The organism is Brachyspira murdochii DSM 12563 (assembly GCF_000092845.1).
In the GTDB taxonomy this organism is placed as follows: domain Bacteria; phylum Spirochaetota; class Brachyspiria; order Brachyspirales; family Brachyspiraceae; genus Brachyspira; species Brachyspira murdochii.
In genome coordinates this window covers 1,167,892-1,181,112 of record NC_014150.1, presented here as the reverse complement: position 1 = coordinate 1,181,112, position 13,221 = coordinate 1,167,892, and the positions used below count along the sequence as shown (strand labels likewise).

The window sequence follows — 13,221 nt, the reverse complement described above, 5'->3', positions numbered from 1 at the left end:
ACACAGAACAAATATAAGTTTATCTATAATTAAAATTTTACTAATATTTCATTAAATAAATTCTAAACCTGATTAACTCTTTATTTCTAATTTAAGTAATAAATATAAATAATAAATAGCGGAGTATCAATAAAAGTTTAAAAATTTCATTATATCTGCCCGCCCTCTAAATTTTTTAATCTTATTTTGTAATTTCTGTATTATTTTTTTCTTTATAGTTTTAATCTGCTATTTTTAGCTGCCCACCCAAGATTTTTTTAAATTTATAACGTTTATTACCGCACGTATAATAAAGTTAATAATTATAGGTTTTATTTAGAATTTCAAATTTCATTATATTTAAGAATTTGGTTTAACGTGCGGTAAATATCTTTTCTTAATTATATTAATTTCCCTTTCATATCTATGCATAAATCAAGTATTGCAATGGCAAGTGCCGCCTCTATCACAGGTACTGCCCTTACAGCTATGCATGGGTCATGACGTCCCTTAATTATCAAAGTATCTTCTTCTTTTGTTTCTATGTTAAGAGTTAATTGTTCTTTAGATATTGATGGAGTAGGCTTTATTACAGCATTAACTATTATAGGCATGCCGTTGGATATTCCTCCTAGTATTCCTCCGTTATTGTTAGTTTTTGTTTCTACTTTCTTTATATTATCATAGCTTTTTATAGTGTATAGATCATTACATTCACTTGCTTTATAGTTTACAAAATCAAATCCGAGTCCGAAATCAATTCCTTTTACAGCAGGAACAGCAAACATTGACTGTGCTATTCTGCTTTCTATAGATGCGTAAAAAGGCTCTCCGAAACCAGCAGGTACATTAAAGGCAGCAGCAGTTATAATTCCTCCAACTGAATCCATATTCATTTTAGCTTCTTCTATTATATTTATCATTTTATTCATAGCTTCATCATCAAAAACGCTTAATTCTTTATTGTAATTGGCTATGAACTCTTCATAAGTTGGAAAAGTATTATTAGGGTATTTATCTTTTATATTGTATATTTGTTTAATATGTGCAGCTATTTCTATATCAAATTTTTCTTTTAACGCCAATTTTGCTAAAGCTCCGGCAAATACTAAAGGAGCAGTTAATCTTCCAGAAAAATGTCCGCCTCCTCTTATATCATTAAAGCCGTCATATCTAAGCATAGCAGTATAATCACTATGGGAAGGTCTCGGCATTATTTTTAAATTAGAATAATCACCGCTTCTTTTATTTTCGTTTTTAATTATTGCTGCAATAGGCATTCCGGTGCTTTTATTTTCAAGAATACCTGATAATATTTCTGGTTTGTCAGATTCTGTTCTGGCTGTTGCAAGTTTTGCATTTTTTGCCCTTCTTCTGTCCATTTCACTATCTACAAAGTCATAGTCTATATTAATACCGTAAGGAAAACCGTCTATAACACAGCCTATAGCTTCGCCATGTGATTCTCCAAATAAACTTAATTTGATATTATTACCAAATACGCTTCCCATAAATACATCCCTGAAATTAATTTTTTTTATTATAATTTTATATTAGTATATATTATTTTTTATAAACTTTCCATATCATATTAATAATTAAAAGTTTTGTTTATACTGAAAATTTTTTTATATCCATTAAATGTAAGATGTGAAGAATAGTCAAAAAATTATATGGTTTTATATATAATATTAATTTTTTTTCTATTTAATTGAAATAACTTTGAAAAAAGTATATATTATTTGAAATTTAATTTGGAAGGTGAATTAATGAAAACAGCAGAAGAATTAATAAAGAAGCTTATGAAAAATCAAATGGATTATAATATATTTATAAAATTTAATTCAAAAACAGCAATTGAAAAAACATCGCTTACAAATTTGATAAGAAAATCTATAAGTGATGGTTATATACAAAAAACAGATGGAAATTTGCTAAAAGTTACAAAAGAAGGAAAGCAGTATATCAATAAATTAGAAGGTAAAGAAGATGTCCCAAAAACAGTAAAATCGGTAAGAGTAAATATTGATGTAAAAAATGCTAAAGAAGATTCTAAAATTATAGCTAAGGCTTATAATATAAAGCAGGATTTTAGCGAAGAATTAATTAAGTATGCTGAAAAAATAAATGATACTTCTGATTTTAATAATATAGAAGAAGGCAGGATAGATTTAAGAAATTTAAAAACCATAACTATAGATAGTGAAAGCTCAAAGGATTTAGATGATGCTTTAAGTATAGAAAAAGAAGATGATGATCATTATAAAGTTTATATTCATATTTCTGATGTAAGTCATTTTATCGAACTTAATTCTCCTTTGGATATTGAAGCCAGAAGCAGAGGAAACTCTACGTATTTGATTGATGAAGTGTATAATATGTTTCCGGAAATTTTATCTAATAATGTAATTTCTCTAAATGAAAATGCCGACAGATTTGCTATGACTTTATTAGTTCATATTAACAATAAAGGAGAAGTATTATCTTCAGAAGTTTTTAAAAGTGTTATTAATTCTGATAAAAAGTTATCTTATGATTATGCAGAGGATATTATAGATAAAAAATGCCAAGCAGAAGATTGGCTTATTGTTTTAATTGATAATGCTTTAATTATCAAAAATCTTTTATATAATAGAAGAAAAGAGGGCAGGGGCGTTGAATTTGATAATCAGAATGTACAAATTGTTTTAGATGATGACGGCATACCTATAGAGTTTTATGCGGAAGAAAAAAAACAATCTATGTCAATAGTAGAAGAATTAATGCTTTTAGCAAACAGCGAAATAGCGAAAAAGCTTTCTAAATATGATGGTGTGATATATCGTTACCATGGTGTTCCAGATGAATACAGATTTAATAATTTTAAAATACTGGCTCATAATAAAGGCTATGATTTAAAAGAACTTCCAGATAAAAGTTATGATATAAAGGAGTTTGTTGATAGGGTTAAAGGTAAACAGGAAGAGAATTTGCTTATACCGGTTTTGCTTCGTTCTATGACGCCTTCATCTTATAGTATAGTTAATAAGAGTCATTTTGGTTTGGGGCTTGATTATTATACCTATTTTACTTCTCCTATTAGAAGGTATGCTGATTTGCTTATACATAGAATAGTAAAAGATACTATTTTGTCTGGTAATGAGGTTATAGAAGAGAGCTTAAAAAATGTATGCAAAGATTCTATTGATAGTTTATCTCTTCTTGATAAGACTTCAAAGAAAGCAGAGAGATATACAAGACAGATAAAGGCAGCCAGATATATGAAAGACAGACTAGGCGATGAATATTACGGAGTTATAAGTTCTATATCTCCAAAAGGTATTTATGTAGAGATAGAAGGTTTGGATATAGAAGGCTTTATAGAATCTATTTATATAGGCTCTAATTATAGATTTTATCAGGATATGCAGAGCGTTTATATAGATAAGATAAAGGCTTATGAATTGGGTGATAGAGTAAAAGTGCTTGCTGCAAAATCTAATGTAGAAAACGGAAAGATATTTTTCTCTTTGTGATATGAAAAATTATAATAAATAATAAAAGCAATGATTAATTTTATATTAGTTATTGCTTTTTAATGAAATTATTATGCTGTTTAAGAAATTTTCTAATTTTTTATCATCTATAAATTTATCATTTATTTTTATATCTTTTTCTTTTATTATAAAATACTTCATTCCTGCTTTTTGAATTAACTTTTCTTTTATCAAATCATTATTCTTAATTTTTTCTTTTATATCTTCATTATTCCCAAAATGACCAGCACCGTCATATTCTATAACAGCAATAGGTTCATTGATTTTATTTCCTTTTTTATGTGTTATTAGAAAATCACAGTAAAAATCTCTAAAAGTTTTCCAAACGTCCGTGTTTTCTTCAGCATCTAAAAATGCTTTAAATGATACCTGTTTGTATATATTATAATCTCTGAATACTTTAAGCATTGAAAAAAATATTTTAGTTTCTTCTATATTCATAATTTTTTTTGTGCTTATATTTCCTGTATCCATATTTTCTAATCTCAGTTCTGTTATATCTTTTTTTATATATTTATTATATTTTCTGTATCTTCTGTAGTAATTTTTTTTATATCCGCAGCTTTTTGTTCGATTGTCCATTTTAGAGATAGCAAACAGTATTATAATCAAAAATAAAACAGCACCTATTATAGCCATTAATTTCCTCTTTTTATTTATATATTTTTAATTAGATAAAGCTTTATTTATATCATTTAAATATCCGTTTAATTTTTCTTCATCTATCAATCCTGAGTTCATTTTTATATAATAATCTTTTATTATAAAATACTTAAGCCCTATTTTACTAAAAAGTTTTTCTCTAACATAATCATTATTTTCTACTTTATATTTTTTTTCTTCGCTATCTCCAAAGTGTCCGCCGCCATGATATTCTATAACAGCAATAGGTTCATTGATTTTATTTCCTTTTTTATGTGTTATTAGAAAATCACAGTAAAAATCTCTAAAAGTTTTCCAAGTATCGGTATCTTCTTCTCCTTTCAGAAAAGCTCTAAAAGACACTTGAGGATTTACACTATAATCATTTAATATTTTAACCATAGAGTAAAAAATTTTAGTTTCTTCTATATTCATAATTTTTTTTGTTTTTATCTCTCCGCTTTCCATATATTTTAGTCTTTGCTGCGTGATTTCATTTATTGTAAATATATTATCATCATCTTCTGTTTCATCTATTTCTATCTTATTATGCTTTTCTTCTATGTTATTATGTTTTTTATTTTGTTTAGATGCAAATATAAATAATAGTACTATTAGTATGGTCAATGCTGCCATAATGATTGCTATTTCAAACATAAATCAAATCTCCATTTCTTAATAATAAATAGAAATAATAATTTTTATTAGCAATAATAAAAAATAATCATTTTTTATTTTACTTTAAAATATTCTATTTCATTAATAATACCTTTACTCATATTTGATATCTCCAAACTTGAAGATGAGTTTTGAGCAGCTAAACTTGAGTTTTCCTGAGTGATATTATTTAATTCTTTTATAGCAGCATTCATTTGTATTATTCCATCCTCTTCCTGCATTATAGACTGAGATATATCCTGAAGTTCATTTTCCATTTCTTTTACCAAATCATTAATAGTATTTAGTATAGAAGATGATTTATTTGCCGATTCATTTCCGATTTCTACTCTTTTAACAGTTTCATCTACAATAGAAGTGATATTATTCGCAGCTTCATTAACAGTCTGAGCTAAAGATCTTACCTCACTTGCAACTATAGCAAAACCTCTTCCCTGTTCTCCAGCTCTTGCCGCCTCAACAGCAGCATTTAGAGCAAGTATGTTGGTTTGAAATGCAATAGATTGTATAAGTTTAGTTATTTCAGATATTTTTTTACTGGATTCAGATATCTCATGCATATGAGCAGATATTTCATTAACAGCTTCTACACCATTAGTTGTAGTTTCCATTATTTTAGAGCTTTTATCTTTTGCATTTAATGAATTAGAGCTTATTTCTTTTATAGAACTTGATAAAGACTGCATTGAACCAGTAAGCTCTTCTATAGCAGCTGCCTGAGTATTAGTTCTGTCAGATAAGTATTCACTGCTTGATGATATGCTTTCTATTTCAGTATTTATTGTATTAAGATTTGACTGAAGTTTATATACAACATTTCCTATAGCATTTTTCATATTATTGACATAAGAAACTAAAGAGACTGATTTATCATTTTTATTTTCATTATTTCGGCTGTCTATAATAAAGTTTCCTTTAGACATTTGTTCTATGCTGTTCATAGCTTTATCAAGCATTTGAGATATAGGTATAACTACAAAGAATGCTAAAGCTGTTTGTATTGCTATTAAAATAATAATAACTAAAAGATATGCAAGCATGATATTTCTTATTCTATTATTTATAGCATCCATATTTCCTCGTATTACAATTTTATAAGGGGTGTCTCTTAATGGTTTTATGGTGTAGCATTCATTTCCTACTATCTGCATTATGGCTTTATTAGGGTCTTCTAATGATTTTGCATCTTTAAATAAAGGCTCCTGATATATATTATGATTGTCATTAAATATATAGTCTTTATTCTGATGCGACATATAAAGTCCTGCTGAAGTCATTATATTAACCTGATTTTCGCTAATAACTTTTTTTGATATATTATTCATTTCTAAGAAGTCTATACCTATAACTCCTTTTAGTGAATTATTAGTGTATACAGCTAATGCCAATGTTATACATATTCCCCCAGTATTTGCATCAACATACGGCTCTGTAATAAATATACCATTTTTAGTAAGAGCCCCTTTATACCATAGTCTTGAAGTTTGATCATAAGTATCAGGATAAGGACTTATTCCATTAACAAAAAGTCCTCCATCTCTGTATGGTATTTCATTTCCGTATAGTATATCATATATATTTTTATTTGATTTTAATATGCTTTCTAAAGTTCTTCTTATACTTGTAAATGAGTTTTCGTTTGCTCCAAAATATCCTCTTAATGTGTACATTACATCATATACTTTTTCCATTTCTGTTGATATTACTAATTCAGTATTATCCATCTCTACCAATGTATTTTTTATAAATTCATTGGTATATACAGTTTTATAAGCAAAAAACATAACAATATATGCTGCAATTAAGAAGACAGCAAAAGGGATAATCAATTTTAATAATAGTATTCTGTTGTTTTTCATAAAAATAGCCTTAAAAATAAATTCTCCAAGTAGAAAGTATATAAAAAAAATTTTTTGTGTCAATTATATTTAATAAAATAAGAATATAGTAAAATATATTTGATTTTTATAAAAAAATATTTAAAAAAATAATTTAAATACTTATATATGTTAATTAATTATACATATAGCGTACAAAATTGTCAATTTATTATATAATATATAATCATACTAATTGTCTAATACAGAGTTTATTTCATTTTTTGTAAGATGCTTGAATGTTCCCTCTTTTAAATCATCTAATAATATATCAGCTATTCTTAATCTTTTTAGTATTATTACTTCAAAACCTATTTTTTGACACATTCTTCTGATTTGTCTGTTTTTTCCTTCTGTAAGAATGATATGAAATGAGTTTTTATTTATTCTTTTTACTTCAGCAGGTTTTAATTTTTGTCCGTCTAAAGATATTCCGTATTCAAGTTTTTTTAGAGCCCCATCCGGAATATTATCATTAACTTTTACAAAATATTCTTTTTTACAGTTTGTATTTTCACCTATAATTTTTCTGCTGAAAACTCCGTCATTAGTTAGTATTATAAGTCCGCTGCTGTCTTTATCAAGTCTTCCTACAGGATATATATTATTAAAATCATTTTTTATGAGGCTGTATATAGGTTTTCCTTCTTTTTTATTTGAAGACACAACATATCCTCTAGGCTTATTTAATTTTATATATATTTTATCTTTTTTGTATTCATTTATATCGCATTCTACTTTATCATCATTAGAAACCTGATATGCGGGATTTGTATTTACTATTCCATTTATTTTAACGTTTCCGTTTTGAATAAGTTTGTCAGCTTCTCTTCTGCTTGCAATATTTAATGATGCTATATATTTGTTTAATCTCATTTTTTATTATTTTATTTTATTATTTAAAAAAATTATAAAATAATATTACCATAATATGAATTTTAATCAAATTTAAATAATTATTTCCTAAAATAATATAGGCATTATATCGATATAATAGTATGAGAATTTTATATTTTATAGTTGACAATTTTTGTTGATTATAATATAATGGTGCTAAGTTATTGGATATAATTGCTTAGCTATAAATATTAAGGAGAGTGCGCTATGAAATTCTATAGAAGTACGAGAGATTTTTCTCGCTACCTCATAATCATTTGTCTATTCATAAGCATAAGTTCATTTGCTGTTTATGGACAAACTTCTAGTGTTTACATGGAGACTAGACTACTTTACAACTTTGAAACATTAGATGAATGGCAGCCTATATCAAATGCTAGCCGTTTTATGTTTAGAGGTGATAGAACAAATGAAAATGGTGTTGTAATGAAGTATCCTAATATGAGATTGTTCGCTACAAAACCATATGGTATGGGTAACCAAAGTTATAATTCAACTAATTCATTATCAGTAAGTGTTTCTTTTTTCAGAAAATCTTATAACTTCTTTGACTTAGTTCCAACAGTACAAAAAATCATACCGGGAAAAGCTCAGACTTTTGATGTTTGGGTATGGGGTGGTAACTATGACTATACTATGGAAATGTTATTTGAAGACTATCGCGGTTATACTTATACATTACCTTTAGGCTCAATCAGATTTATCGGTTGGAGAAATATGAGTACAGCAGTACCATCTTTCATTCCTCAAGAAGAACCTTATGTTCCTAGAGCAAAAGGTTTAAGATTTATGAATTTCCGTTTCTGGTCATCACCAGAGGAAAGAGCTGATAACTTTGTAGTTTTATTGGACTACTTCCAAACAGTAACAGATACATTTAGAGAAGCTTATGACGGTTCAGATATTGAAACTACATTAGGTCAGGAAGTTGGCGGAAGATCTTCTGAACAATATACAGAAGGTGGAGCTCAAGTAGTAGGTGAAGAAGGCGGTACAGCTCAAGCAGATACTACTGCAGAACAGCCACAAGAAGCGCAACAATAAGGTATAAGTAAGGAGAAGAATAATATGAAAAGATTAAGTATCTTGATAACAATGTTAATTCTAACTGTTGCATTCTTGTTGTTTGCCCAAGATGCGGCTCAAACAGGTGAGCAAACTACTCAAAATCAGCAAGGTGAAGATGGCAACAATTTTGTAACTGAAGCTATTACTAATTACTTAATAGATGATTTTGAATTTGCTAATACTTGGCAGGCTTCTATGCCTAGAGATTACGGTGTAGTTAGCATCATTCGTCGTGAAGGCGGTCCTGCTGATGTAGTAGCTGAAGGTGCTGAAAATAATAAATATATTTTGGGTGCTAAAGTAGAGTACTTCAGAACTGGTTATCCTTGGTTCTCTGTAACTCCTCCTAGACCAGTTAAAATTCCGGGTTATACTAAAGAAATTAGCGTTTGGGTAGCAGGACGTAACCACAATAATAAAATGAGTTTCTATGTTTATGATATAAATGGAAAACCTCAGGCTGTTGGTAATGAAGCTCTTAACTTTATGGGTTGGAAAAATATTACTGTTCAAGTTCCTGCTAATATAAAACAAGAAGATTTTAGAGGTCAGGTAGAACAAGGTATCAGCTTTATGGGTATACATGTTAAAGTTGATCCTAGAGATTCTTATGGTAAATACTATATCTATTTTGATCAATTAATGGCTAAAACAGATATGTACTTAGAAACTTATAGAGAAGAAGATGATCCATTAGACACTTGGTAATAATTAAATAACAAATGAGAATATTAAAGGCGGAGTATTTATTATGTACTTCGCCTTTTTGTTTTTTATAACTTGAAATTAATGCAATTATATATTAAACTATAAAGCATTATAAATAATATTATTAAGTGAGTGTTAATATGTCGCATATAAATATATTATTAATTATTGGCTTTGTGCTTCTTGCTGTATATTCTATTACAACTAGAATAGTTAATAACAGAGCAGAAAAAGATAAAAAAGAAAATACAAATAATAATGATGAAAAAGATATTTGATAATAAGGATTTTTATGTCAGAATTAGTTATATATATAATAATAGGTATAATATGGGCTATAGTATCTCTTGTACAAAAAGCCAATAAAAAGAATAAAGAAAATACAAAACCTAAATCAAAAAATACAGTGAAAAATAATAATAAAAAAACTTATACTCATAAAAAAATTAATAATAATGAAGAGGAAATATTCAAAGAACTTAAAAAAAATATGGAATCTTTAAAAAATTACAGTGAAGATAGTTTGAGAAAAAATACTGAACATCAAAATGTATATACAACTAATTATGAAATTTCAAATAATGACAGAGAAATATTAGAACTTCAGCAAAAATATAATTCTAAAATATCTAAAATTAATAATATAAAAGAAGATGTAAGTAATAATGATTTTAAAGTATCAGAAAATAAAACTCATGTTAATCATATGCTCTCTTCATTAGACATAAAGAATGCTGTAATATATAACGCTATATTAGAACCAAAGAGAATTAATTATATGAAAAGATCGAAAATCAATTAAATATATAGGGTTAAAATTATGAATTCATTTGAAGAATTGGTATCTATAATAAAAAGATTACGAGGAGAAAACGGCTGTGCTTGGGATAGAGAACAGACTTTTGAAAGTTTAATCCCATGTTTTTTGGAAGAATCTTATGAGCTTGTAGAGGCTATAAACAACAAGGATTATGAGAATATAAAAGAAGAGCTTGGAGATGTGCTTTTGCATGTAGTATTTTTTTCTGAGCTTGCAAGAGATGAAAATCAATTTAATATAGATGATGTTTGCAAAAATATTAATGAAAAACTTATAAGAAGACACCCTCATGTATTTGGGGACAGTGATGTTAAAGATGTTGAGGGGATACTTAAACAATGGGATAAAATAAAACAAACAGAGAAAAATAATTCAGGTTTTAAAAGCGTTCTTGATGGTATTCCTAAATCACTTCCCATAATGGAAAAATCTTATAAGATGATGAAAAAGGCTGCTGGTGTAGGATTTGAATATAAAAATATTGATGATTCGCTTGCAAAGATAGATGAAGAACTTTCGGAAGTTAAAGAGGCTTATAATGAAAAAGATAAAGAGCATCTGGAAGAGGAAATAGGAGATTTAATTATGACAGTTCTTGATTTTGCTCGTATGAATAAAATCAATCCGGTGAACTCTTTAATAAAAGTTAATGAAAAATTTAGAAGAAGATTTAATTATGTTGAAAGAAAAGCATATGATATGAATAAAAAACTTGAAGATATGTCATTAGATGAGATGGATAATCTTTGGAATGAATATAAAAAACAAGAGAGAGAAAAATAATATATTTACAGAATATATAAATTAAAATAGCAAAATTCTTATTTTGCTTTATTTGTATTATTATTGCAAGAATTTTAAGTTTATATTATAATAATAAAACACTAAATGATGGGGTTTGTTTAATGGCTATTAATGCTAATTTGTACAAAAGATCTAAGCTATATGATTTACTTTCAAAAATATTAAAGAAGAAAGACGATGAAAATTTTAACATGAAGGAAAATGTTGAAAAGGTATTGGAGATTATAGATAAAAGTACAGAGGAAGAGGTTAATTATGCTGACAATAAAATAAGCTGTCTTCATTTGGCGGTTCAAATAGCTAGTCCTGATGTTGTATCTGCATTGATTGCTAAAGGAGCCGATGTTAATGCTATTAACGAAAGAGGAGTAAGCCCGCTTCATTTGGCAATTATTAAAAACCAGCCGGAAGAAGTTATTAAAATACTTTTGGATAATGGGGCTGATTATAACAGAGAAGAGGCTAATTTTTCTGCTATGATGCTTGCCGAGATAATGAATGCTCCTTATATGCATTTATTTAAAAAATAATTTTATTTTTTTTAATAAAAAGAGCCTAATTATAAAATTAGGCTCTTATTTTTATTTAAGTTTTTATTCAAATATTACTCTAGGTTTTTCATCTATATAATCTGCTGGTATATTATCAAGTTTTTTTATCTGTGATATTAGAGCATCTCTTATATCATTTCCAGTTATGATAATATTTTTTCCTTTTCTTCCTATAGGATTATTTTCGCTGTCAATATATCCGTCTCCGCCGTCTAAAATATAATCAGACATTACTATATTATAATCTTTATTTTCTGTTATATCCTCTCCGTTTAGTTTGGCAGATATTAATTCTCCCCGAGCGTTATATACTATTTCAACACCCCTTGAATACTGAAGAAAACCTCCGCTTCCTATCTTTTTAGCAGATATTTTTATCATATCAAGCAAATCTTTACCGTTTAATGAAAGAGTTACAGCCTGATTATTAAAAGGGAAGAATTCATTTTGTATTTTTCCTAATGTGATATCTCCTGAAGGAAGAGATGTTCTTAATGCCCCTGAGTTTACTATGGCTATATCTATATTATCATAAGAATCAAGCACCAAATCGCAGGCAAAATTTCCTATAGCCATAGAATTAGTTCTTATTCCGTCTTGAGGAAGTTCAACAGGCAAAGTACCTATTCTTACATTAAACTCTTTATCAACAGTACCTTTCATCTCATCAATAAATGCAAGCATATCTTTATCCTGTTCTATATTCTGATCCATCAATACCAATTTATAATCAAAACTATTTACAGTTCCATTACTAACGCTTAAATTAATATCTCCTAAATACTTTCCATAACAGCCGGTCTGCACTATAGGTGTACCATTTACAATATCAGCTTCCTCAAGTTCTGTATGACTGTGTCCGCCTATTATTATATCAAATGTATTAGGCATGGCCTCTGCCACTTTTTTATCCATTTCATAGCCTATATGACTTAATAATATTGTAACATCATTAGTGGTATTAAGAGGGGTTGATTTTATAAAGTTTTTTAATGCCTGTATTTCTTCTTCAAATACTAAATCTTTTACACTTGAAGAACTATAAACAGGCTCTGTAGTTGTTACCCCTATTACAGCAACATTAAGACCATTAACATTTGTAACTATATAAGGCTTAGCATAATAACTATTATCAGTTTTATTTTTTATGTTGATAGAAAGTGTTGGAAATTTTCTTTCTTTCATTATTTCTGTAAAATTATCGAGTCCGTAATCTATAAAGTGATTTCCCACAGTTACAGCATCTACACCAATCATATTCATTATATCTGCTTCATCTCTTCCCTGAAATACTGTAGAATAAACGCTTCCAGTGATAGTATCTCCAGCATGAAGAACTAATACATTATTATTGGTAGATTTTACTTGTTTTATGTAAGAAGCTCTTCTTGCAGCTCCGTACATATAATTAGTTTCAGGCGGGTTTACTTCTTTGTTTACAACTCTTTCTTCTTCATCTTTACCATGTGTATCATTCATGTGTATTATAGTAAGAGTTCCAGTATTTCCAGTTTTTTTGGAAGATGAACAAGAAAATGAAAATAAAATAACTGTAATCAATATGAATGCAAATATAAATTGTTTTCTCATATTGCTCTCCTTCAAAAGAAAAAAATTTTATGATATTATTAAAATTATATACAATTTATTTTTGTTTTCAA

General features: G+C 27.6%; 13 protein-coding genes. 7 read left to right on the top strand and 6 right to left on the bottom strand.

Going from position 1 to position 13,221, the window contains the following annotated elements:
• Positions 1 to 380: 380 nt before the first annotated feature.
• A complete protein-coding gene (gene aroC / locus BMUR_RS05095; RefSeq protein WP_013113532.1) occupies positions 381 to 1,490 on the bottom strand; it encodes a chorismate synthase in 1,110 nt (369 codons plus the stop codon).
• 258 nt (positions 1,491 to 1,748) lie between these two features.
• On the opposite strand from aroC, the gene BMUR_RS05090 reads away from it, so the two are divergent.
• The gene (locus tag BMUR_RS05090) at positions 1,749 to 3,494 is read left to right on the top strand and encodes an RNB domain-containing ribonuclease (RefSeq protein WP_013113531.1); all 1,746 of its coding nucleotides are present in this window, start codon (positions 1,749 to 1,751) and stop codon (positions 3,492 to 3,494) included.
• Between the two features lie 45 nt (positions 3,495 to 3,539).
• Here BMUR_RS05090 and BMUR_RS05085 read toward each other — a convergent pair whose 3' ends face one another.
• The 4 genes from BMUR_RS05085 to BMUR_RS05070 form a co-directional block, all read right to left on the bottom strand.
• Positions 3,540 to 4,154, bottom strand: coding sequence for a DUF2726 domain-containing protein (locus tag BMUR_RS05085; protein ID WP_013113530.1), 615 nt, complete (start codon positions 4,152 to 4,154; stop codon positions 3,540 to 3,542).
• Between the two features lie 27 nt (positions 4,155 to 4,181).
• The gene (locus BMUR_RS05080; protein WP_013113529.1) at positions 4,182 to 4,814 is read right to left on the bottom strand and encodes a DUF2726 domain-containing protein; all 633 of its coding nucleotides are present in this window, start codon (positions 4,812 to 4,814) and stop codon (positions 4,182 to 4,184) included.
• Positions 4,815 to 4,888: 74 nt separating this feature from the next.
• Positions 4,889 to 6,694 carry a methyl-accepting chemotaxis protein gene (locus tag BMUR_RS05075; RefSeq protein ID WP_013113528.1) on the bottom strand — a complete coding sequence of 602 codons (1,806 nt, stop codon included), beginning with the start codon at positions 6,692 to 6,694 and terminating at the stop codon, positions 4,889 to 4,891.
• A gap of 210 nt (positions 6,695 to 6,904) precedes the next feature.
• Entirely contained in the window at positions 6,905 to 7,588 is a 684-nt protein-coding gene (locus tag BMUR_RS05070; RefSeq protein ID WP_013113527.1) for a pseudouridine synthase, read from the bottom strand.
• Between the two features lie 336 nt (positions 7,589 to 7,924).
• Between BMUR_RS05070 and BMUR_RS05065 the strand changes: the two genes are divergently transcribed.
• The 6 genes from BMUR_RS05065 (at position 7,925) to BMUR_RS05045 (ending at position 11,539) form a co-directional block, all read left to right on the top strand.
• A complete protein-coding gene (locus BMUR_RS05065) occupies positions 7,925 to 8,653 on the top strand; it encodes a flagellar filament outer layer protein FlaA (protein WP_083771105.1) in 729 nt (242 codons plus the stop codon).
• Positions 8,654 to 8,677: 24 nt separating this feature from the next.
• Complete coding sequence (locus BMUR_RS05060) at positions 8,678 to 9,385, top strand: flagellar filament outer layer protein FlaA (protein ID WP_013113525.1); 708 nt, start codon at positions 8,678 to 8,680, stop codon at positions 9,383 to 9,385.
• Positions 9,386 to 9,525: 140 nt separating this feature from the next.
• The gene (locus BMUR_RS14725) at positions 9,526 to 9,663 is read left to right on the top strand and encodes a hypothetical protein (protein WP_013113524.1); all 138 of its coding nucleotides are present in this window, start codon (positions 9,526 to 9,528) and stop codon (positions 9,661 to 9,663) included.
• 14 nt (positions 9,664 to 9,677) lie between these two features.
• On the top strand, positions 9,678 to 10,187 hold the full coding sequence (locus BMUR_RS05055; RefSeq protein WP_013113523.1) for a hypothetical protein: 510 nt from the start codon (positions 9,678 to 9,680) through the stop codon (positions 10,185 to 10,187).
• Positions 10,188 to 10,205: 18 nt separating this feature from the next.
• A complete protein-coding gene (mazG, locus tag BMUR_RS05050) occupies positions 10,206 to 10,988 on the top strand; it encodes a nucleoside triphosphate pyrophosphohydrolase (protein WP_013113522.1) in 783 nt (260 codons plus the stop codon).
• Between the two features lie 122 nt (positions 10,989 to 11,110).
• Positions 11,111 to 11,539, top strand: a complete 429-nt coding sequence (locus BMUR_RS05045) for an ankyrin repeat domain-containing protein (protein ID WP_013113521.1) — start codon at positions 11,111 to 11,113, stop codon at positions 11,537 to 11,539.
• A 63-nt stretch (positions 11,540 to 11,602) separates the two neighbouring features.
• Here BMUR_RS05045 and BMUR_RS05040 read toward each other — a convergent pair whose 3' ends face one another.
• Positions 11,603 to 13,150 carry a bifunctional metallophosphatase/5'-nucleotidase gene (locus tag BMUR_RS05040; protein ID WP_013113520.1) on the bottom strand — a complete coding sequence of 516 codons (1,548 nt, stop codon included), beginning with the start codon at positions 13,148 to 13,150 and terminating at the stop codon, positions 11,603 to 11,605.
• Positions 13,151 to 13,221 lie beyond the last annotated feature (71 nt).